Raw genomic sequence first — 21,296 nt, 5'->3', positions numbered from 1 at the left:
GTGGCGGGGCGCGGTCAGCCGTTGTACGGCCGCAGTTGCAGCAGGTGCACCCGCCCGCCGGGGGCGAGCAGCCACTCGATGTCGAGCGGCGCCGCGAAGGTGTAGTCGGTGGCGAAGTGCGACTGCAGCAGCCGTCCGGCCAGCGCGAGCCGGCCGAGCTGCGCCCTGGTCTCCCGGTCGAGGTCCTGCTCGGCGGCGCCGAGCGAGACGGTCCGGCCGCCGCCCTCCACGGTGTTGTAGAGGTACTGCAGGGGCAGCGCGGTGCCGTCGACCACCGCTTCGGCCGAGCCGAGCGCGCAGTTGAGGTAGACGTTGCGGAAGTCGGCCCGGTTGGTGGGGTTGCAGGTCACCATCACCCCGCCGAGCGGGGACGGCTCGTACCGCTGGACGATCACGCCCATGAAGGTGTCGTCCAGGGCAATGCCGGCCTCGTGGCGCAGCCGGACGCTGCGCGGCGAGAGCAGCGAGGCCCAGACCTGCCGGATCGCGTCGAGCAGCCCGGGCAGGTCGGTGACCTTGGTGTGCGACTCGTAGACTCCCGCGGCGGAGAAGCCCGGCAGGTCCTCGGCGTTGGAGGAGGAGCGCACCGCGAGGCGGTCGGCGCCGGCCAGGTGGCGCACCACGTGGGCGTCCAGCGCGCGCACCAGGTCCTCGGGCACCGGGGTGGCCGCCACCAGCTGCTGGAGCTGGACGCAGACCGGGTCGACGGCGTCCATCGCGCCGAGCTCCAGCGCCATCTTCAGCTTCCCGATGCCCTGCTGGACGGCCCGGGAGGAGTCCAGGAAGCGCTGCTGGAAGGCGAACGGCACCGCGATCCCCTCCGGCGCGCTGACGTGCCGGGCCAGGAACTCGCCCGCGGCCTCGACCAGGTCGGCGCCGTCCGGCGCCGCCAGCCGGCCCGCCAGGTGGCCCAGCAGGTCGGGGCGCGGCGGCCGGGGCACCGCGTAGTAGCCGGTCAGCCGGGCCGAGCCGTGGCGCAGCACGTGGTGCAGTTCGCCGAGGTTGGCGGCCTTGGTGCCGTAGCCGCGGCGGTCGGCGGCGCGCAGCTCGCAGAGCGGCACGATCGGCACGTCCTCCACCCGGGGGGCCTCGATCCGGATCCGCTGGGTGTGCCAGCCGGGGCGGGTGAGGTCGGTGGGCTCCTCGACCCGTTCGAGGGTGGCGTCGTCGGCGGTCACCTCGTAGCGCACCCAGCAGCCGTCCAGGCCGTCCGCGGCGATCCGGTCGAGCACCTCGCGCCGGACGGCGTTGGGTATCCCCCAGCCGGCCGCCAGCATGTTGGTGTGCGACAGCGGGGTGGTGGGCCGGTCGTTGAGCAGCCCGGCCAGCCGCGGGATGTCCTCGGGGACGACCGGCATCGCCACGATGTCGTACCACTCGAGCTCGGACCGGGCGGCCCGGTACTCCTCGGGCCCGGCGAAGGCGCGGAGCCGGCCGACGGCGCAGCCGAGCGTGAGCGGGACGAACGGCCGGGCGGCGAACAGCTCGTCCCCGCTGGTGCGGGGCACGACGGCGGCCGGCACGGCGGCGAGGGCGTGCTCCTGGGTGTGGTTGGCCGGCTTGGTCAGCAGGGCCAGCGCGTGGTCCAGGTGCTCGCGGACGAAGCGGTGGAACTCGGTGAGCAGGTCGGCGCCCATGGTGTCGGCCTCGGTGGTCTCCAGCACCATGAACGGCTGCGGGCGCTCGGCCGCCGGGCCGCCGGCGTGCAGCGAGAGCACGCCGAGCAGGAAGCGGCGGTCCGGGTCGTGGTAGACGCCGTGGTTGAAGCCGTCCAGGTCGGCGTCGAGCTCCGCCAGGGTGAGGCCGGTGATCCGGGTGGCGATGTAGTCGACGTGGAAGGGGTGGACGGCGCTGTCCAGGAGGTGCCACTCGCCCTGCTGCCGGTCCACCACGACCTTCACGTACGGGTGGCCGCCGAGCATCCCGCAGAGCCGCTCGAACAGCGGCAGGGTGAGGCGGGCGCCGATCACCGCGCCGTCCGGGGCGCCGGTGGCCGCGGGGTCGGTGCCGAGGTCGGTGCCGGGGTCGGTGCCGAGGTCGGTGCCGAGGTCGGTGCCGAGGTCGGTGCCGGGGTGCGCGTTCACCGGTCTGCTCCTGTGATGAGGTGGGCGGTCAGGGCCTTGGGGAGGGCGTCGACGATCCGGGCGCAGTCCGCCAGCAGGGCGGGCGCGGACTCGGCGGTCAGGAAGCACAGCGCCGCCATGGTGTTGGCGCCCTCGGCCTCCCGGTAGGCGGGCACCGGGGTGCCGGGCGGGAGGCTGCGCTCGTGCACCGGCTCGATCGTGGAGCCGGGGGTGAGCAGTTCGGACCAGTCGACCGCGTCGAAGTCCCAGCGCGGGTGTTCGGTCCACGGCTCGCCGGCCTGGTCCACCGCCAGGATCACCAGCGAACCGGCCGCCCGCAGGCCCTCGGTGAGCATCCGGGGCGGGTAGGTGACGGGCCGTCCGAGCAGCTGGCGGGTCAGCATCCCGATCATGTCGAGGCCGAACACCTCCTCGGCCTGCCGGGTGGTCAGCACGCCGCCGAAGCGGGCCGCGGTCTCGATCAGCCAGGTGCCCTCGCCGCCGGGGGCGAGCTTGAGCTCGGTGTGGGTGGCGCAGGTGTCCAGGCCCAGGGCGTCGACCGCGGCCCGGGAGGCCTGCTCGATCCGGCGTTGCAAGGGCTCGGGCAGCTCGACCGGGGCGATCGAGGCCCGTTCGGTGAAGGGCGGCACGGTCGGCAGCCGGCCGGTGATGCACAGCGGGTGGTAGACGCCGTCGGCCACGATGCCCTCGACGCTGACGTAGTCGCCCCAGCCGGGCCCGGTGAACCAGCCCCGGGTGCCGGCGGTGACGATCTCCTCCAGCAGGAAGTCGCTCACCCCGGCGCCGGTGGAGTGCAGCTCGGCGTAGCCCTCCTCCGCGGAGGCCGCCATCACGGCGCGACCGAGCCGCCAGGCCCGGGCCGCCTGCCGGCGGTCGTGCACCGTGAGGTGGGCGGTGGAGCCGGCGCTCCAGGCCGCTTTGAGCAGCAGCGGCGGGGTCAGCCGGTCGAAGGCCTCGTCGATGTCGGCGGCCCGGTGGATCTCGGCGAAGCCGGGGACGGGCACCCCGGCGTCCCGCCAGATCCGCCGCATCAGGCGCTTGTCGCGGGCCGCGGCCACCCGCTCCCCCGCGCCGGCCAGGCCGAGCCGGCGGCAGGCCAGCGCGACCGCCACCACCGCGTACTCCGAGAAGGTCAGCACCGCCTCGGCCGCGACCAGCCCGGCCTGCGCGGCGATCAGGTCGACCAGGGCCGCGCCGTCCGCCGGCTCGGCCTCGGTGACCGAGGCGCAGTGCGGCCGCCAGGTCTCGGCGCCGACCTCCGGCATCGGGGCCAGCGCCAGGACGTGGACCTCGGCGTGCGCGGCCATCTTGGGCAGCGCGTACTCCAGGGGCGGCCCGCCCCTGGCATGGACGAACAGGATCGCGCTCATATCGCTCCTCGGCGTCGGGCAGGCCCGGACGGGCCCGTGGATTCGGCTGGGTGGCACCGGACGGAACCGACAGACCGTCAGGTACCGACCTGAGCAACCGAACCACGACGGAGGGTGACGAAACGCCCGGGTGGGCCGCTGCGCACTTTGGCGTACGCCAAACAACCGTCCGAGGCGGGGACTTGCGGGGCGCCCGGGAGTTGACCCCGTTCACCGGTGGGGCCGACGGTGCTGCAGGGGTTCTGCCGGCGCGGATCGTCGTGGCGTACCCGGGCCCGTGGCGGGCGGCGGAAATACCGCGTGCGGCCCGGATCGGCTGCGGTACGGTCGCGTGCATGACACCGCCTCCCCGCAGCCGCCCGGCCTACGACGCCGACGAGCGGACCCAGTTGCTCGGCTGGCTCGACCTCCAGCGCGCGATCATCCACTGGAAGTGCGAGGGCCTGTCGGAGCAGGACGCGCACCGCGCCGTCCTGCCGGGCTCGCCGCTGATGACGATGGCCGGCCTGGTCTCCCACATGCGCTGGGTGGAGCACTGCTGGTTCGAGGTCATGCTGCTCGGCCGCCCGGCCGTCGGGCCGCAGTTCGAGGGGCCGGACGACGCCGACATGCAGGTGGAGGGCCGCCCGCTGGCCGGCCTCCTGGCGGAGTACACCCAGCAGTGCGCCGTCTCGGACGAGATCATCGCCGCCGCCGCACTGGACGACGTGGGCCGCCACCCGGACTACGCGGCCGGCAAGGCGACCCTGCGCTGGATGCTGCTCCACATGATCGAGGAGACCGCCCGGCACGCCGGCCACGCCGACGCCGTCCGCGAGCTCCTGGACGGCTCGACGGGCTACTACTGACGCACCCGGGCCACCGGGCGCAGCCGGGAACGACGAAGGCGAGAGGGAACATCCACCTCTCGCCACTCTCAAGGTATAGCGCACCGGGGGGCTTGCGGCAAGGCCCCCTACCTGCGGCAGGATCGTCGGCCGACGCCGGAACCTGCCGAAATGAGTGAGCCACGTGGTGCATGTGCATCCGTCGACCAGCGCGTTCGACCTGCCCGAGCGCCTCGCCGCCAAGGCCGACCCGGGGCTGATCGCCGGGGACGAACGGCATTTCGCGGCCGTCGCCGAGAGCCTCGACCGGACGATCGCCGAGCTGTCCGAGAGCCTCGATGCCACCCGCCGGGCGCCCGGCGGCGCCGGCCGGGCGGCGATGGACCGGGACGCGGAGATCCACCGGCTGACCGGTCGTCTGCGTGCCCTGCGCCGCTTCGGCCTGGACCTGTGCCTGGGGCGGATCGTCGCCGCGGACACCCCCGAGCCGCTGTACATCGGCCGGCTCGGCCTCACCGACAGCGCGGGCCGCCGGCTGCTGGTCGACTGGCGCTCCCCCGCGGCCGAGCCGTTCTTCGCCGCCACCCACGCCCACCCGATGGGCCTGGCCAGCCGCCGCAGGTACCGCTGGACAGCTGGCCGGATCGGCGACTACTGGGACGAGGTGTTCACCGCGGAGGGGTTCGAGGGGCACGCCGCGCTCGACGACCAGTCCGCCTTCATCGCCAGCCTGGGCGGCGCCCGCTCGGCCCGGATGCGTGACGTGCTCGGCACCATCCAGGCCGACCAGGACGCCATCATCCGCGCGGGCTCCCGCGGCGCCCTCGTGGTCGACGGCGGGCCGGGCACCGGGAAGACCGTGGTCGCGCTGCACCGCGCCGCCTACCTGCTGCACTCCGACCCCCGCCTCGGCCACCGTCGGGGCGGCGTGCTGTTCGTCGGCCCGCACCAGCCCTACCTGGCCTACGTCGCCGACGTCCTCCCCGGCCTCGGCGAGGAGGGCGTGCAGACCTGCACCGTGCGCGACCTCGTCGCGGAGGGCGCCGGCGCAGCGGCGGAGACCGACCCGGAGGTGGCTCGGCTGAAGTCGTCCGCGGCGATGGTGCAGGCGATCGAACCGGCGGTCAGGCTGTACGAGGAGCCACCGACCGAGGGCATGACCGTCGAGACCCACTGGTCCGACCTCCGTCTGAGCCCCGAGGACTGGGCCGCGGCCTTCGACGCCGCGGAACCGGGCGCCGCGCACAACGAGGCGCGCGAGCAGGTCCTGGAGGAGCTGATCACCATCCTGATGGACCAGGACGACGGCGAGGCCCCGCCCGATCAGCTCCGGCGGTCGCTGCTGCAGAACCGGGAGCTGATCGGTACCCTCCACCGCGCCTGGCCGATGCTCGAAGCGACCGATCTCGTCGGGGACCTGTGGTCGGTGCCCGCCTACCTGCGCAGGTGCGCGCCCTGGCTCGACCGCGATGCGGTGCTGCGGCTCCAGCGCGCGCGGGCCCAGGCCTGGACGGTGTCCGACCTGCCGCTGCTGGACGCCGCCCGGCAGCGGCTCGGCGACCCAAAGGCAGCACGGCGCAAGCGTCGCAACGCCGCCGCGGTCGCCGCCGAACGCGCGCGGATGGCCGAGGTCATCGACCACATCCTCCAGGCGGACGAGGACGGCGAGGGCGCGGTGACCATGCTGCGCGGACACGACCTGCAGGGGAGCCTGGTCGACGGGACCGCCCTGGCCGACGCCGACCCCGACCGGCTCGCCGGACCGTTCGCGCACATCGTCGTGGACGAGGCCCAGGAACTGACCGACGCCGAGTGGCGGATGCTGCTGCTCCGCTGCCCGTCCCGGAGCTTCACCATCGTCGGCGACCGCGCCCAGGCCAGGCACGGGTTCACCGAGTCGTGGCAGGAGCGACTGGAGCGGGTCGGGCTGGACCGGATCGAGCTGGCCTCACTGAGCATCAACTACCGGACGCCCGGGGAGGTCATGGCGCAGGCCGAGCCGGTGATCCGGGCCGCGCTGCCGGACGCCAACGTGCCGACCTCCATCCGCCGCAGCGGCGTCCCCGTCCGGCACGGATCCGCCTCGGAGCTGGACGCGATCCTCGGCGACTGGCTCGCAGCGCACGCCGACGGGATCGCCTGCGTCATCGGCGCTCCCGCATACCCGGCGACCGACCGGATCCGGTCGCTGACACCGGAGTTGTCGAAGGGGCTCGAATTCGACCTGGTCGTCCTGATCGACCCGGAGACCTTCGGCGAGGGTATCGAAGGAGCGGTCGACCGCTACGTCGCGATGACCCGGGCGACCCGGCAGCTGGTCGTCCTGACCACCCCGTGACCCCGGCCGAGCAGCCCGACCGGAGGGCCGACAGTGGTACGACGCAGAACGAACGCCCCGGAGGTGGCGCGATGATCGAGCAGCGGTATGTGGTGGGTCTTCAAGAGGTCGACGAGACGCAGGTCGTGAGGGTCGGCGGCAAGGGCGCGCACCTGGGCGCGCTGTCCCGGATCGACGGCGTCCGGGTGCCGGCGGGCTTCTGCGTGACGACGGACGCCTTCCGGCGGATCATGGCCGAGGCTCCGGCGCTCGACGAGCAGCTCGACCGGCTGGCGCGCGTGCACCCGGACGACCGGGAGGCGATCCGCACGCTCGGCGCGCGGATCCGCCGGAGCATCGAGGAGGTCGCCGTCCCGGACGACCTGGCGGCGGCGATCACCCGCGCACTCGCCCGGCTCGGCGAGCAGGGCGGCTACGCCGTCCGATCCAGCGCGACGGCGGAGGACCTGCCGACGGCCTCCTTCGCCGGCCAGCAGGACACGTACCTGAACGTCGTGGGGCCGACGGCGGTCCTGCGGCACATCGGCCGGTGCTGGGCCTCGCTGTTCACCGAGCGGGCCATCGTGTACCGGCGGCGCAACGGCATCGATCACCGTACGGTCCGGATGGCCGTGGTGGTGCAGCGGATGGTCCTCCCGCGGGCGGCCGGCGTCCTGTTCACCGCCGACCCGGTCACGGGCAACCGGAAGATCGCCACCGTGGACGCCGGCTTCGGCCTCGGCGAGGCCCTGGTCTCCGGCCTGGTCAACCCGGACGTCTTCACGGTGCGGGGCGGCGAGGTCGTCGCCAGGACGGTGGCCGTCAAACAGCGCGCCGTGCACGCCGTACCGGGTGGCGGTACGCAGGAAGTGGCGATCGAGCCGCACCGGCGGGAGCAGCCGGCCTTGACGGATGCGCAGGCGGTGCGGCTCGTGCAGCTCGGGCGGCGGATCGAGGCGCACTTCGGCCGCCCGCAGGACATCGAATGGTGCCTGGTGGACGACGAGTTCCGGATCGTCCAGAGCCGGCCGATCACCACGCTGTTCCCCGTCCCCGAGGCCGCCGACGGGGCGGATCACCTCTACGTCTCCGTCGGCCATCAGCAGATGATGACCGATCCGATGAAGCCCCTGGGGCTCTCCATGTGGCAGCTGACGGCCATGGTGCCGATGCACGAGGCCGGCGGGAGGCTGTTCGTCGACGTCTCCGGGCGGCTGGCCTCGCCCGCGAGCCGGGCCGGCCTCCTGGAGCTCATGGGGCGAGGCGATCCGCTGGTCAGGGACGCCCTGGAGACCGTCCTCGACCGCGGCGACTTCCTCCCGCCGCTCCCGGACACGGCTCCCGGTGGCCCGCCGCCCGCCCCGTCGGACCCGGTCGAGGCCGATCCGGCCATCGTCACCGAGCTGATCGGGCGCAGCCGGGAGTCCCTCGCCGCGCTGCGGCGCGACATCGGGGCGAAGACCGGGCCGGCGCTGTTCGACTTCCTGCTGGAGGCCTTCGAGGAGCACAAGCGACTCCTCGCGGATCCGCTGAACCTGCGGGCGATCATGGCGGGGATGGAGGCCACCTGGTGGCTGAACGACCAGCTGCTGGAGTGGCTGGGCGAGAAGAACGCGGCCGACACGCTCACGCTGTCCGCCCCCGACAACGTCACCTCCCAGATGGGGCTGGCGCTGCTCGACGTCGCGGACGTGATCCGCCCGCACCCGGAGGTGGTGGCGTTCCTGCGGGGCGTCGAGGACGACGGCTTCCTGGACCAGCTGGCGAAGCTCCCGGGCGGCACCGAGGCGCGCGACGCCATCGAGGCCTACCTCGACCGGTACGGCATGCGCTGCGTCGGCGAGATCGACATCACCAGGCCGCGTTGGCGCGAGCGCCCCAGCACCCTGGTGCCCGTGATCCTCGACAACGTCCGGAACTTCGAGCCGGGCGCCGCCGGGCGGCGCTTCGAGCACGGGCGGCAGGCGGCGTGGGAGAAGGAACAGGACGTGCTGGCACGGTTGCGCGCCCTGCCGGACGGGGAGCGCAAGGCCGACCGGGCCAAGCGGATGATCGACCAGGTCCGGAGCTTCGCCGGCTACCGCGAGTACCCGAAGTACGGCATCGTCAGCCGCTCCTTCGTCTACAAGCAGGCCCTGCTGGCGGAGGCCGAGCGTCTCGTGCGGGCCGGCGTGCTCGCCGACCGGGAGGACGTCTTCCACCTCACCTTCCAGGAGTTCCACGACCTCGTGCGAACGAACCGGGTGGACGGCCGGCTCATCCGGCGGCGCAAGGACGCGTTCCGGTCGTACCAGGCGCTCACCCCGCCCCGGGTGCTCACCTCGGACGGTGAGGCCGTCGCCGGGGCGTACCGGCGCGACGATGTGCCGGCCGGTGCCCTGATCGGCCTGGCGGTCTCCGCCGGGACGATCGAGGGCAGGGCCCGCGTCATCCTCGACATGGCGCAGGCCGATCTCGAGGCGGGCGACATCCTGGTGACGGCCCACACCGACCCCAGCTGGTCGCCGCTGTTCGTCGGGATCGCGGGCCTGGTGACGGAGGTGGGCGGCCTGATGACCCACGGCTCGGTGATCGCCCGGGAGTACGGCCTGCCGGCCGTCGTGGGCGTGGCACAGGCCACCCGGCTGATCCAGGACGGCCGGCGGATCCGGGTGCACGGGACCGACGGGTACGTCGAGATCCTGCCCTGACCGACCGCGCCCGGGAGCCGGCGGCGGCGTTCGGGGCTCGCCGCAGCGCGAGCCCGAGGAACTCCTCGATGATGCCCGGCGCGGCCCGGTGCACCTCGCGCGGGTCGCACCCCGGGCCCCACGGCGGTCGAGCTCATGGCCGACGGGCGTCTAGGAGCTGGGGGCGATGTCGTTCGCGATGGCGAAGCGGGTGAGGTCGGCGCGGCGGCGGGAGCCGATCTTGTCGCGGAGCCGGTCCAGGTGCGAGTGCACGGTGTGCTCGCTGATCCCGAGCCGCTGGGCGATGCCGTGGTCGGTCTCCCCGGCGGCGAGCAGTTCCAGGATCTGGCGTTCGCGGTCGGTGACCCGGCAGGCGGCCTGCGACCAGGGCCGGACGGCGAGCGCCGCGGAGACGTACTCGCACCCGGCGGCGAGCAGCCCCACCGCCGCCAGCAGCTCCGGCTCACCGGCCTGCCGGCTCAGGCACCCGCGGGCGCCGGCCTCCATCAGCGGCAGGATGTCGGCCCGGCCGGCCGAGCACAGCACCAGCACGGCCAGGCCCTGCCCGGCCAGCCGGTGCACCGTCGCCGCGAGCTCGGAGGTCGGCGACGCCAGGTCCAGCAGCACCACGTCGCCGCTCTCCAGCCGGCCGCCGGCCTCCTCGACCGACCGGGTGGTCACGGTGAGCTCCAGGTCCGCGGCCGACTCGACCACCTGGGCCAGGCCGCGCCGTAGCAGCGGGCAGTCGCCGACGACGGCGACACGTCTCGGATCGGAACACATGGGTGGACCTCGGCGTGGGCGGCTCCTCCAGTCTTCGCCCTGCGGCCCCGTCCGGCACCCGGAGCGCGCGGGCCCGCCGGCCCGCCGGCCGGTTGCCCCACCGCCGCCCGGTGCCACGTTTCGTACCCGGGAATGCCCCGCCGGCGGGGCTAGGCTCGGCCCGTGCAGCGACCCGAGGAGCGTGCGGAAGGCGCCGGACCGTTCGTCACCAGGGTCACCTGGCGGCTCGCGGAGGGTGGCGCGGCGGTCTGGGAATCCCGGCTGGCTCGCAAGCGCGGGGCGCTCAGGGTGCGGGCCGAGGGCGGGGCGGAGCGCTCGCCGCGGAGCGCGGACCGGGTGGTGCTGCGCCGGCTGGCCCGGCTGAACGCGGTGGCCGCGGTGGCGTTCATGATCGGTGGCGCGCTGTTCGCGCTCGGCGCCGGGATCGCCCAGTTCGGCTCGGCCGGCCCGACGACGATCGCCTCGGTCTACTTCGCCGGGGGCCTGTGCTTCAATCTCGGCGGCTACGTCTCGCTGCTCCAGGCGATCAACGCGCCCCGGCGGGCGGCCGGCTCCGGTGCGCTGGTCTCGGCCGGCTGGCGGTGGTGGAGCTACGAGCCGGTGCGGATCGACTGGTTGAGCACCTTCGTGCTGTTCCTCGGCACGCTGGTGTTCGGCGTCAACCTGCTGGACTCGTTCCTCCAGGGGCTCACCGCCCAGCAGGTGAACCGGCTGATCTGGGCGCCCGACCTGGTGGGCTGCCTGCTGTTCCTGGTCTCCGGGCACCTCGCGGTGGTCGAGGTCTGCCACGGTCGGCCGTGCCTGCACGCGCGCAGCCTCGGCTGGTGGATCGTGGCGGTCAACCAGCTCGGTTCGGTGCTCTTCCTGGTCTCCGCGCTGGCCGCCTTCACCCGCCCCGAGACCGGCAGCCTGGTCAACGTCTCCATCGCCGACTGGGGCACCCTGCTCGGCGCGCTGTGCTTCTCGGTCGGCGGTGCGGTCCAGCTCTTCGAGCGTCCGTAGCGCCCTTTCTCCCCCACCGGCGGCGCCGCGCAAGGTCGGTGACCGACCGTCAGTCGACGGTGACTGCCGCGCGTGATGATCGTCACGAATCACCATCGGTTACACATCGGCAACATACTGTCAGGTAACGTGCAGTTGTGACCAGATGACCGGCCGTAGGGCCCCGTCCGCCGACGGCTCCGCCATGGAGCCGGACCAGGTGTCGCACGGGCCCGGTTCGAGGCCGTCCACCGGTCCGGCGCGAGCGGGTTGCCCGCCGGCCGACGAGTACATGAAAGAGGAAAGATGACCTCCGACGCACGGGGCAGTCGTTTCGAGGCCCTTGGCGCGTACCTGCCACCTACGATTCTCGGTACGCCCGACCTGGTCGCCACCGTGACCGGGGCACCGGACGTGGACCTGGAGCGGATCACCGGGGTGTCCCGGCGCCGGGTGTACGACAAGCGGCCGACGGCCGGCGAGGACTCCTACGGGCTGGCGCTGAAGGCCGCCCGGGACGCGCTCGACCACTCCCGGTACGACGCGGGCGACCTGGACCTGGTGGTCTCGGCCTCGATCACCCGCTACCGGGACGGCGACGACTTCTACTTCGAGCCCTCCTTCGCGGGCCTGCTGGCCAAGGAGCTCGGCGCCCACCGGGCGATCCACTTCGACGTCTCCAACGCCTGCGCCGGCATGATGACCGGCGTCCAGTTGCTGGACCGTCTGATCCGCGCGGGCATCGTCCGCAACGGCCTGGTGGTCAGCGGGGAGCAGGCCACCCGGGTGGCCGAGACCGCCGCCCGCGAGATATCCGACTCCTACGACCCGCAGTTCGCCTCCCTGTCGGTCGGCGACTCCGCGGTGGCCGTGGTGCTGGACCGCGCGGTCGACGAGGCCGACCGGATCCACTACGTGGACCTGATGACCTGCTCCGAGTACTCCCACCTGTGCCTGGGCATGCCCAGCGACCGGACCGAGGGCATCGCCCTCTACACCGACAACAAGCAGATGCACAAGGAGGACCGGCTGCGCCTGTGGCCGGCCTTCCACGGCGACCAACTCGCCAAGCTGGGGCGGAGCTTCACCGACGAGGGGTTCGACTACGTGGTCCAGCACCAGGTCGGCACCCGGTTCGTCGACTACGTGAACCGCACCGGGGAGCGCGAGTTCGCCACCCCGATGCCCGAATCGCTGTCCGTGGTCGAGGAGTTCGGCAACACCGCGTCCACCTCGCACTTCCTGGTGCTGCACCGCCACCTGAAGGCCGGCACGGCCCGCCGCGGCGCCCGGTACCTGCTGGTGCCGGCCGCCTCCGGTGTCGTCACCGGCGCACTGTCCGCGACCATCACCAACCTGGGGGTCTGAGCGATGACGACCGTCATCACGGCCGCCGCCACCGTCGCCGCACCGGCGGACGGGCCGGCCGCCGCCGTCCTGCTCGCCGGCCGGGCCTCCCGGGAGTGCCTGGCCGAGGCCCGGCTGTCGCCGGACGCCGTCGGCCTGCTGATCAACGTCGGCGTGTACCGCGAGCACAACACCTTCGAGCCCGCCGTCGCCGCCCTGGTGCAGAAGGAGGCCGGGATCAACCTCGACTACCTGGCCGACCCGGTGCCCGGCGCGGCCTTCTCCTTCGATCTGATGAACGGCGCCTGCGGCGTGCTGAACGCCGTCCAGGTCGCCCAGGCCATGCTGGCCACCGGCAGCACCGAGCGGGTCCTGATCACCGCCGCGGACGTCCACCCGGGCGGCCGGGCCGCACTCGACCCGCACTACCCGTACGCCGACCTCGGTGCCGCCCTGCTGCTGGAGCGCTCGGCGGGCGCCGAGGGCGGCTTCGGCCCGGTCCGCACGGCCGGCTCCACCGAGCCCTCCGCCGTCGCCGGCTACCTGCCGACGGCCGGGATGCGCGCGGGCGGCCGCTCGATGATCACCGTGCGGCGCGAGGCCGGCTTCGCCGACCAGCTGCTCGACCTCGCGGCGGCCACCGCCGCCGAGTACGCCCGCGCCGAAGGGCTGGACCTGGACCGCACCCTGCTGGTCACCTCCCGGCCGACCGCGGACTTCGCCCAGCGCCTCGCCGCCCGGCTGGGCCTGCCGGCGAGCGCCGCCCTGGCCCCCGACGCGCCCGGCCCCGGCGCAGGGCTGCCGCACACCGCCGCCCCGATCCTGGGCTACCTCGAGGCCGTGGCCGAGGGGCTGCCGGCGGGCGTGGACCAGCTGCTGTTCGTCGCGGCGGGCGCCGGCCCGAGCGCCGCGTGCGTCTCCTACCGCCCCCTGGACCGGTGACCCGGTGACCACCGCCACCGACCTGCTCACCGGCGGCCCCGGCCTCGCCGACCAGCTGGAGCGCAACGCGCTGGCGTTCCCCGCCAAGACCGCGCTGATCCACCCCGTGGGCGACCGGCACACCGAGCTCAGCTACGGCGAGCTCTGGCAGGACGTGGTCCGGCTGGCGGACGCGCTGGCCGGCATCGGGATCGGGCACGGCACCAGGACGGTGCTGATGGCACCGCCCGGCCCGGACCTCTTCGTGCTGCTCTTCGCCCTGCTGCGCAACGGCGCCGTGCCCGTCGTGGTCGACCCCGGCATGGGCGTGCGGCGGATGCTGCACTGCTACCGCGCGGTGGGCGCCGAGGCGTTCGTCGGGCCGCCGGTCGCGCACGCCGTCCGGGTGCTCGGCCGGCGCGCGTTCGCCGCGGTCAAGGTGCCGGTGACGCTCGGCCGGCGGTACGCCTGGGGCGGCCACACCCTGACCGCGCTGCGCACCCGCGGACGGGCCGACCAGGCACCGCCCGCGCCCGTCCGCGGCGAGGACCTGATGATGATCGGGTTCACCACCGGCTCCACCGGCCCCGCCAAGGGCGTCGAGTACACCCACCGGTCCGCGGCCGCGATGGCCCGGGCGGTGCGGGCCGCCCACGACCGCGACCGCGACGAGGTCTCCCTGGTCACGCTGCCGCTCTACGGGATGCTCGACCTGCTCTACGGCTCCACCCTGGTGCTGGCGCCCCTCGCGCCCGCCCGGGTCGGCGCGGCCGACCCGGCCCGGCTGGTGGCCGTGATGCGCGAGTACCGCACCTCCACGATGTTCGCCTCCCCCGCACTGCTGCGGCGCCTCGGCGACCATCTGACGGAGCATCCGGCCGCGCTGCCGGACCTGCGCTGCGTGGTGTCCGGCGGCGCCCCCGTGCCGCCGGAGGTGGTCGCCACGCTGCGCCGGGTGCTGGACGAGAAGGCGGCGATCCACGTCACGTACGGCGCCACCGAGGCGCTGCCGATCACCTCGATCGAGTCCGCCGAGATCCTGGCGCAGACCGCCGGCCTGGCACCGCTGGGTGCCGGCACCTGCGTCGGCCGCCCGGTGCCCGGCACCGAGGTCCGGATCGTCCGGGTCACCGACGGCCCGCTGCCGCACTGGCACGACGGACTCCCGGCACCGGCCGGCGAGATCGGCGAGATCGTGGTCCGCGGGGAGTCCGTCAGCCCGCGCTACCACGCCTCCCCCGCCGCGGACGCCGCGCACCGGATCGCCGACGGCGCCGGGCCGTCCTGGCACCGCACCGGCGACCTCGGCCGGCTCGACGAGCAGGGCCGGCTGTGGTTCTGCGGGCGGCGCAGCCAGCGGGTCCGCACCGCCGGGGGCGACCTGCACACCGTCCGCTGCGAGGGCGTCTTCAACGCGCATCCGCTGGTGCGCCGCACCGCCCTGGTCGGGGTCGGCGCACCGGGCGCCCAGCGTCCGGTGGTGTGCGTGGAGACCGAGCCCGGGGTCACGGACGCGCAGTGGGCCCGGCTGCTGCCCGAGCTGCGGGCGCTCGGCGCCGCGCAGCCGCCGACCGCGGGCCTGGAGGAGTTCCTGCGGCATCCGGCCTTCCCGGTGGACATCCGGCACAACGCCAAGATCGGCCGCGAGCGGCTGGCCCGCTGGGCCGCCGGACGCCTGGCCGGGCCGGGCCCGGCCCGGGCCGGGGCCCTGCGCGCCGTCCCGCTGGCCGGCTGGGCCTACCTGGCCGCCGGGCTGCTGCACCCGGTCGACCAGCCGGCGCTGGTCGCGCTCTGGTGGGTCGACGCCTTCCTGAGCATCGTCGTGCACGCCGTCCAGATCCCCGCGGCGCTGCCCCGGGGCCGGGCCGCCGGGCGCGGTGCGGCGGCCACCGCCGCGCTCACCCTGCTGTACGGCGCGACCTGGTGGCGCCTGCTGCCCGCCGCGGCCGGGGCGGGGGCCGGCCGGTGAGGATCCTGGTGACCGGGGCGTCCGGGTTCCTCGGCGGCCACCTGGTGGACGGCGCGCTCCGGGCCGGGCACCAGGTCCGCGCCCTGGTCCGGCCGACCAGCGACCTGACCCGGCTGCGGACGGTGCCCGGACTGGAACTGGCCTTCGGCGACCTCGGCGACGGCGACTCGCTGCGGCGCGCGGTCGACGGGGTGGACGTGGTGCAGCACAGCGCCGCCCGGGTGGTCGACTTCGGCGGCCGGGCCCGGTTCACCGCGGAGAACGTCGAGGGCACCGCCCGGCTGCTGGCGGCCGCGCGCTCCGCCGGCAGCGGCCGGTTCGTGTTCATCAGCAGCCCCAGCGCGCTGATGGGCCCGGCCGACGGCGACCGGCTGGGGATCGACGAGACGATCCCCTACCCGGAGCGCTGGCTGAACCTCTACTCCGAGACCAAGGCCGCCGCCGAGCAGCTGGTGCTGGCCGCCAACGGGCCCGGGTTCACCACCCTCGCGCTGCGCCCGCGCGGCATCTGGGGGCCCCGCGACCACGCCGGCTTCCTGCCCCGGCTGGTGGGCCGGATGGTGGCGGGCCGCCTGCCGGACCTGTCCGGCGGCCGGCCGGTCCTGGTCTCGCTGTGCCACTGCGACAACGCGGTCGCGGCCACCCTGCTGGCCTCCACCGCGCCGGCCGAACGGGTGGGCGGCAGGCCGTACTTCGTCACCGACCGGGAGCAGACCGACCTGTGGGCCTTCCTCGGCCGGCTGGCCGGCCTGTTCGGCGGCACGCCGCCGACCCGCCGGCTGCCGCCGCCAATCCTGAACGCGCTGGTGGCGGCGGTGGAGCTGCTCTGGCGGGTGCCGGCGCTGGCCGACCACCGCGAGCCACCGCTCAGCCGGTACTCGATGGCGCTGCTCACCCGCTCCGCGACGTACAGCACCGCGGCGGCCGAACGGGACTTCGGCTACCGGCCCGTGACGGACCAGGAGAGCGGCCTGCGAGGGCTGCTCGACTGGGCCCGGTCGATCGACGGCGGCCCGGCCTTCGCCCGGCCGCCGCACTGACGACCCCGCACCGACCCTGGAAGACAGTGATGACTCCGCACGACCACACCGCCTCCACCCCGGCGGGCGAGCCCGCGTTCCGGCGCCCGGTCTCGGCCACCGAGTGGCTCTACCTCGGCGCGCACCGGCTCGGCAGCGCCATGGTGCTCCAGCTGGTGGTGGAGGGCGACGGCGCCCCCGACCCGGCCGGGCTCAGGGCGGCGCTGGCCACCGCCGCCCGGGCCTGCCCCGGCTCCCGGCTGATCCGCCAGGGCCGCAGCTGGATCGACTCGGGCCGCCCGCCGCGTCTGCGGGTGGCCCCGCCCGACAGCGGACCGGACGGCGAACTCCGCCTCGGCACCGCCCTGTTGGAGGCCCCGCTGGACCTGGCCGAAGGGCCCGGATGCGAGCTGCTGCTCCTGCCCGGCCCGCCGGGCGGGCGCACCGCGCTCGTCTTCCGCGCCTTCCACGGCGTGATGGACGGGCACGGCGCGCAGCTGTGGATGGGCGAGGTCTTCCGCGCCCTGCGCGGTGAGGCGCCCCGGCCGGCCCGCTCCCCGCTGACCGACACCGACCTGCTGGCCGGGCTCGGCGCCCGCGGCCGCCGGCCCGCGCTGCTGCTCGACCAGCCGTCGCCGTTGGGGCCGGCCCTCGCACCCGCGCCGCCCGCACCGGCGGCCGCGCCCGGGCCGACCGCGCTGTGGCGGCGGCGTACGCTGCCGGGCCGGCACCGCTCGCTGACCGCGCGGCTGGCCCGGGCGGTGGCCGACGCCACCGGTGCGCCGCAGGCCCGGGTGATGGTGCCGGTGGACCTGCGCCGCCACCGCGGCGGCTCGTCCAACACCGGCAACCTGACCCTGCCGATCTTCCTCGACCTGGCCGCGGGCGAGGGCTGGCAGGGCGCCCAGGCGCAGCTGCTGGGCGCCTTGGCGGAGCGCCGGGAGCTGGCCGCCGGCTTCGAGTCGGCGCTGGCCCGGCTGCCGCTGCCGGCCGCCGCCGCACTGCTGCGGGCGGGCGGGGCCGTGGCGCGCCGGCGCGACCGGCACCTGGCCTCGGCGGTGGTCTCCCATCTGGGCCGGATCGGCCCGGCGGACTGCTCGGCCGGCGCCTTCACCGCGCGCTCGGTCTACGCCCTCCCGGTGCACGCGCCCCTGGTGCCGGTGTCCTGCGTGGCGGTCGAACTGCCCGGGCACACCGAGCTGACCGTCGGCTTCCAGGGCGGCCCCGGGCTGGCCGAGCGGGCGGACGACCTGATGGAGCAGCTGGTCGCGGCCGTGACCGGGCAGGTCGGCACCGGCGCCCGGCGCCGCACCGGCGCGCTCCCCGCCGATCCGACCACGGTGGTCGGGGTACTCCGGCGGCAGGCGGCCCGGACCCCGGCGGCCCCCGCGCTCGACGGGCCGGCCGGCCCGGTCGGCTACGCCGCGCTGGACCGCCGCTCGGACGCCGTCGCGGCGGAGCTGATCCGGCGTGGGGTCGGGCCCGAGCAGGTGGTCGCTCTGCTGGTGGAGCGGTCCCCGGCCGGGGTGGCGGGGCTGTGGGGCATCCTCAAGGCGGGCGCCGCCTACCTGCCGCTGGACCCGCACCAGCCGGATGCCCGGATCGCCGAGGTGCTCCGCGAGTCCGGCGCCGTCGCCTGCCTCACCGAGCGGTCCTCGCTCGCCCGGGCGGCCGGCCTCGCGCCGGGCCCCGTACTGGCCGTCGAGGACGTCCCCGACGCGCCGGCGGACGCCGTGCCGCTGCCCGAGCCCGACCCCGGCCGGCTCGCCTACGTCATCTACACCTCGGGCTCCACCGGCCGGCCCAAGGGCGTGCAGATCGAACACCGGGCGCTGCTCGCCTTCGTACGCTGGGCGGCCGAGCTCTGCCGGGTGGACGAGCGGACCAGGTTCGCCTTCCTGTCCTCGTTCGCCTTCGACATCTCCTGCTTCCCGCTGTTCGTCCCGGCGCTGCACGGCGGGACGACCGTGCTGGTGCCGGGCGGCCCGACCCGGCCGGCGCTGCGCGAGCTGCTGGCGCGCCACCGGGCGGACACCCTCGCCGTGACGCCCACCCACCTGCAGCTGGCCGAGGCCTACGACCTGGACCTCTCGGGGCTGCGCACCCTGCTGGTCGGCGGGGAGCAGTTCACCCGGACCGCCGCCGAGCGGGCCGGGCGCCGGCTCGGGCCGGATGCCCGGCTGGTCAACGCCTACGGGCCGACCGAGGCGACCGTCGGGTGCCTGGCGCACGTGCTCGACGGCACCGGGACGGGGGCGGTCGTCCCGATCGGCCATCCCGCGCCGACCGTCGGGGTCGAACTGGTCGACGCCGAGGGCGAGCCGGTCGGGCCGGAGCGGGCGGGCGCGGTCGGCGAGATCCTGCTCTCCGGGGTCCAGCTGGCCCGTGGCTACCGGGGCCGGCCGGATCTGGACGCGCAGGCGTTCCCGGTCGGCGCCGACGGCGTCCGCCGCTACCGCACCGGCGACCTCGGCCGCCGACTGCCCGGTGGCGCGCTGGAGTTCGCGGGTCGCAACGACGAGCAGCTGAAGCTCGCCGGGCACCGGATCGAACCCGCCGAGGTGCGCGCCGCGCTGGAGGGCCACCCGGAGGTGCGGGCCGCCGCGGTGACCGTCCGCACCCGCCCCGGCGGCGGGCCCGCGCTGTGCGCGTACGTGCTGACCACCGATCCGGCCGGTACCGAGGCAGGGGACGCGCTGGGCGCGGCGCTGCGCGCCCGGCTCGGCGAGCAGCTTCCGGCCCATCTGGTGCCCGCCGTGGTCCTGCCGGTCGCCGAGTTCCCCCGGACGGTGTCCGGCAAGACGGACCTGGCGGCCCTGCCCGACCCCTTCGGCCCCCGGGAGCCGGCCGACACCGCCCCGGCGGCGCCCGCCACCGCGACACCGACGGACGCCCTGGTCGAGCGGGTGGCCGAGGTGTGGGCCCGCACGCTCGGGGTGGACCGGCGGCTGATCGATGCCGAATCGGACTTCCAGGAGCTCGGCGGCGACTCGCTGGCCGTGCTGGAGATGCTCTCCACGGTCGCCGAGGAACTGCTGGTGCCGGCCGCGGCCGACGCTTTCACCGCCGATCTCGACGGCGTGCTGGCCGCGTTGACCCTCACCCGGGTCGCCGAGGCGGTGGACCGGGCCCGGCGCGGAGCCGGGCCGGGCGGCCGGACGGCCGGGAGCACGGGGAGCACGGCATGATCTTCGTCGGACGCGGCGCCCTGCTCGGCCGGGCCGTCGGCCACGCCCTCCGTGCGGGCCACCGGGTGGATCTGGTCGTCTCGGACGACCCCGCCGACCCGCCGACGGCCGAGGTACGGCATCTGGTCGGCACGGACGTCAACGCGCTGGCCGGGGAGCTGATCGCGCGCTGCTCGGACGGCCTGGTCTGGTCGGTCAACAATCGGATGATCTTCCGCGAGCCGCTGCTCTCGGCCGGTCTGCGGATCCTCAACATCCACAACGGCCTGCTGCCGCAGCACCGCGGGCTGCCCTCGGCCGCGGTGGCCTTCGCCCTGCTGCGCGGCGACCGGGAGTACGGCGCCACGCTGCACGAGGTCGACGCGGGCGTGGACACCGGCCGGGTGCTGGCGGAGCTGCCGTTCCCGGTCGGTGCCGAGGCCCGCTACCACCAGGTGCTGCTGCGCGGGGTGCAGAGCTGCCACCGGCTCTTCCAGCAGACGCTGGACCGGGTGGCCGCCGGGCTCGCCCTGGCGCCGCCGGCCGCCCGCGTACCGGCCGGCGCCGGCTACTACGGCCTGCGGGCGCTGCGCGAGCTGCCCTCGTACGCCGGGCATCCCGCCTACTCCCGGGCGACCGACCTGGGGGTGGCCGCGCCGTTCGTACCGGAGCTGGTCGAGGCGCTGCGCGCCGGGCGGGCCGGCTCCGCGACCGGCTCGGCAGCCGGGTCGGCGACCGGCTCGGGATCCGGTTTCGGACTATTGACGAAAGTTCTCACAAGTGAGTGACCCGCGGGTAACTTAGCCCTACGCTCGTGGCCATGGACCTTGTACACGAGCGTCGCGGCGACGGCCCTCCCCTCCTGCTGCTGCACGGGATCGGCCACCGCTGGCAGGGCTGGAAGCCCGTTCTCGACCTGCTCGCCCGCGAGCGCGAGGTGATCGCCGTCGACCTCCCCGGCTTCGGCGCCTCGCCGCCGCTGCCCGCGGGCATGCCCTACACCGTCGCCAGCGCGGTCACCGTACTCGGCGACTTCCTGGCCTCGATCGGTGTCGAGCGCCCGCACCTGGCCGGCAACTCGCTGGGCGGCCTGTTCGCCCTGCACGCCGCCCAGCACGGGCTGGCCTCCTCCGCCACCGTCCTGTCACCGGCCGGCTTCTACCGCGCGGCGGGCTTCCGCTACGCCGCCGGCGTGCTGAACCTGCACCGGTTCGCCGCCCGCACCCCCGAACCGGTCCGGGCCCGGCTGGCCGAGTACCCGCTGGGCCGCAAGGCGATGTTCGGCATGATCTACGGGCGGCCCGAGCAGCTCGACCCCAAGGAGCTGCTGCTCGACACCAGGGCGCTGCTGGAGGCCCCCGGCTTCCGCCAGACCCTGCGAGCGGGGCACGGCGAGCGGGCCCAGGGCTTCCCGTCCGCCATCCCCGCCGACGTCCCGGTCACCATCGCCTGGGGCACCCGCGACCGGCTGCTGCCCAACCTCCAGGGCCGGCGGGCCCGCCAAGTCCTGCCGACCGCGCGCTTCGTGCCGCTGGTCGACTGCGGGCACGTGCCGATGGGCGACAACCCGGCCCTGGTGGCCCGGGTCCTGCTGGACGGCAGCAGCTCCCCGCTGCTCCGCTGATCCCGGCCGATCGGCCCCGGTGGCACCGCACCGCGGCTCGGCCGGCGGCAATTCCGTTCAGGTGAGGGGCCGTTGTGCCACACCACCGGCAGCGAGCAGCCGGGCGGGAAGCGGCCGACCGCCGCCGGCGAGCCCGTCGGGCCGGCCGGCGGCGGTGTTTGGGGAACGGTCCACGGTCGGTCGAACGCCCTGCCGCGGCAGCGGGGCCGCATCGTGCC

Annotated in this window: 14 protein-coding genes; 11 read left to right on the top strand and 3 right to left on the bottom strand. The window is 75.3% G+C overall.

Annotation, left to right across the window (positions count from 1 at the left end; genetic code table 11):
• Positions 1 to 14: 14 nt before the first annotated feature.
• Together AB0K43_RS10415 and AB0K43_RS10410 are read right to left on the bottom strand one after the other, a co-directional pair.
• Complete coding sequence (locus tag AB0K43_RS10415) at positions 15 to 2,084, bottom strand: PEP/pyruvate-binding domain-containing protein (protein WP_363637949.1); 2,070 nt, start codon at positions 2,082 to 2,084, stop codon at positions 15 to 17.
• Positions 2,081 to 3,454 carry an ATP-grasp domain-containing protein gene (locus AB0K43_RS10410; protein WP_363637947.1) on the bottom strand — a complete coding sequence of 458 codons (1,374 nt, stop codon included), beginning with the start codon at positions 3,452 to 3,454 and terminating at the stop codon, positions 2,081 to 2,083. Before AB0K43_RS10410 ends, AB0K43_RS10415 begins: the two co-directional genes overlap by 4 nt.
• 335 nt (positions 3,455 to 3,789) lie before the next feature.
• On the opposite strand from AB0K43_RS10410, the gene AB0K43_RS10405 reads away from it, so the two are divergent.
• The 3 genes from AB0K43_RS10405 to rph all read left to right on the top strand — a co-directional run bounded on the left by AB0K43_RS10405 (position 3,790) and on the right by rph (position 9,288).
• Positions 3,790 to 4,302 carry a DinB family protein gene (locus AB0K43_RS10405; RefSeq protein ID WP_363637945.1) on the top strand — a complete coding sequence of 171 codons (513 nt, stop codon included), beginning with the start codon at positions 3,790 to 3,792 and terminating at the stop codon, positions 4,300 to 4,302.
• Positions 4,303 to 4,474: 172 nt separating this feature from the next.
• The gene (gene helR / locus AB0K43_RS10400; protein WP_363638186.1) at positions 4,475 to 6,619 is read left to right on the top strand and encodes an RNA polymerase recycling motor ATPase HelR; all 2,145 of its coding nucleotides are present in this window, start codon (positions 4,475 to 4,477) and stop codon (positions 6,617 to 6,619) included.
• A 71-nt stretch (positions 6,620 to 6,690) separates the two neighbouring features.
• A complete protein-coding gene (gene rph, locus AB0K43_RS10395) occupies positions 6,691 to 9,288 on the top strand; it encodes a rifamycin-inactivating phosphotransferase (protein WP_363637943.1) in 2,598 nt (865 codons plus the stop codon).
• 150 nt (positions 9,289 to 9,438) lie between these two features.
• Here rph and AB0K43_RS10390 read toward each other — a convergent pair whose 3' ends face one another.
• Positions 9,439 to 10,050, bottom strand: coding sequence for a response regulator transcription factor (locus AB0K43_RS10390; protein WP_363637941.1), 612 nt, complete (start codon positions 10,048 to 10,050; stop codon positions 9,439 to 9,441).
• A gap of 162 nt (positions 10,051 to 10,212) precedes the next feature.
• Here AB0K43_RS10390 and AB0K43_RS10385 point away from each other — a divergent pair, with 162 nt between their 5' ends.
• The 8 genes from AB0K43_RS10385 (at position 10,213) to AB0K43_RS10350 (ending at position 21,078) form a co-directional block, all read left to right on the top strand.
• The gene (locus AB0K43_RS10385) at positions 10,213 to 11,052 is read left to right on the top strand and encodes a hypothetical protein (protein ID WP_363637939.1); all 840 of its coding nucleotides are present in this window, start codon (positions 10,213 to 10,215) and stop codon (positions 11,050 to 11,052) included.
• A gap of 285 nt (positions 11,053 to 11,337) precedes the next feature.
• Entirely contained in the window at positions 11,338 to 12,399 is a 1,062-nt protein-coding gene (locus AB0K43_RS10380; protein WP_363637937.1) for a 3-oxoacyl-[acyl-carrier-protein] synthase III C-terminal domain-containing protein, read from the top strand.
• Between the two features lie 3 nt (positions 12,400 to 12,402).
• Positions 12,403 to 13,320: a hypothetical protein gene (locus tag AB0K43_RS10375; RefSeq protein WP_363637935.1), complete on the top strand. Its 918-nt coding sequence runs from the start codon at positions 12,403 to 12,405 to the stop codon at positions 13,318 to 13,320.
• 4 nt (positions 13,321 to 13,324) lie between these two features.
• Positions 13,325 to 15,268: a fatty acid CoA ligase family protein gene (locus AB0K43_RS10370; RefSeq protein ID WP_363637933.1), complete on the top strand. Its 1,944-nt coding sequence runs from the start codon at positions 13,325 to 13,327 to the stop codon at positions 15,266 to 15,268.
• A gap of 8 nt (positions 15,269 to 15,276) precedes the next feature.
• Positions 15,277 to 16,308 carry an NAD-dependent epimerase/dehydratase family protein gene (locus AB0K43_RS10365; RefSeq protein WP_363637931.1) on the top strand — a complete coding sequence of 344 codons (1,032 nt, stop codon included), beginning with the start codon at positions 15,277 to 15,279 and terminating at the stop codon, positions 16,306 to 16,308.
• Between the two features lie 29 nt (positions 16,309 to 16,337).
• The gene (locus AB0K43_RS10360; protein WP_363637929.1) at positions 16,338 to 19,475 is read left to right on the top strand and encodes a non-ribosomal peptide synthetase; all 3,138 of its coding nucleotides are present in this window, start codon (positions 16,338 to 16,340) and stop codon (positions 19,473 to 19,475) included.
• Positions 19,472 to 20,242 carry a formyltransferase family protein gene (locus tag AB0K43_RS10355; RefSeq protein WP_363637927.1) on the top strand — a complete coding sequence of 257 codons (771 nt, stop codon included), beginning with the start codon at positions 19,472 to 19,474 and terminating at the stop codon, positions 20,240 to 20,242. The genes AB0K43_RS10360 and AB0K43_RS10355 overlap by 4 nt, the downstream gene beginning before the upstream one ends.
• 32 nt (positions 20,243 to 20,274) lie before the next feature.
• The gene (locus tag AB0K43_RS10350) at positions 20,275 to 21,078 is read left to right on the top strand and encodes an alpha/beta fold hydrolase (RefSeq protein ID WP_363637925.1); all 804 of its coding nucleotides are present in this window, start codon (positions 20,275 to 20,277) and stop codon (positions 21,076 to 21,078) included.
• Positions 21,079 to 21,296: the final 218 nt, after the last annotated feature.

This window comes from Kitasatospora sp. NPDC049258, from assembly GCF_040678895.1.
Lineage (GTDB): Bacteria > Actinomycetota > Actinomycetes > Streptomycetales > Streptomycetaceae > Kitasatospora.
The sequence above is the reverse complement of the archived record's forward strand: the minus strand, read 5'-3'. Positions and strand labels throughout refer to the sequence as shown.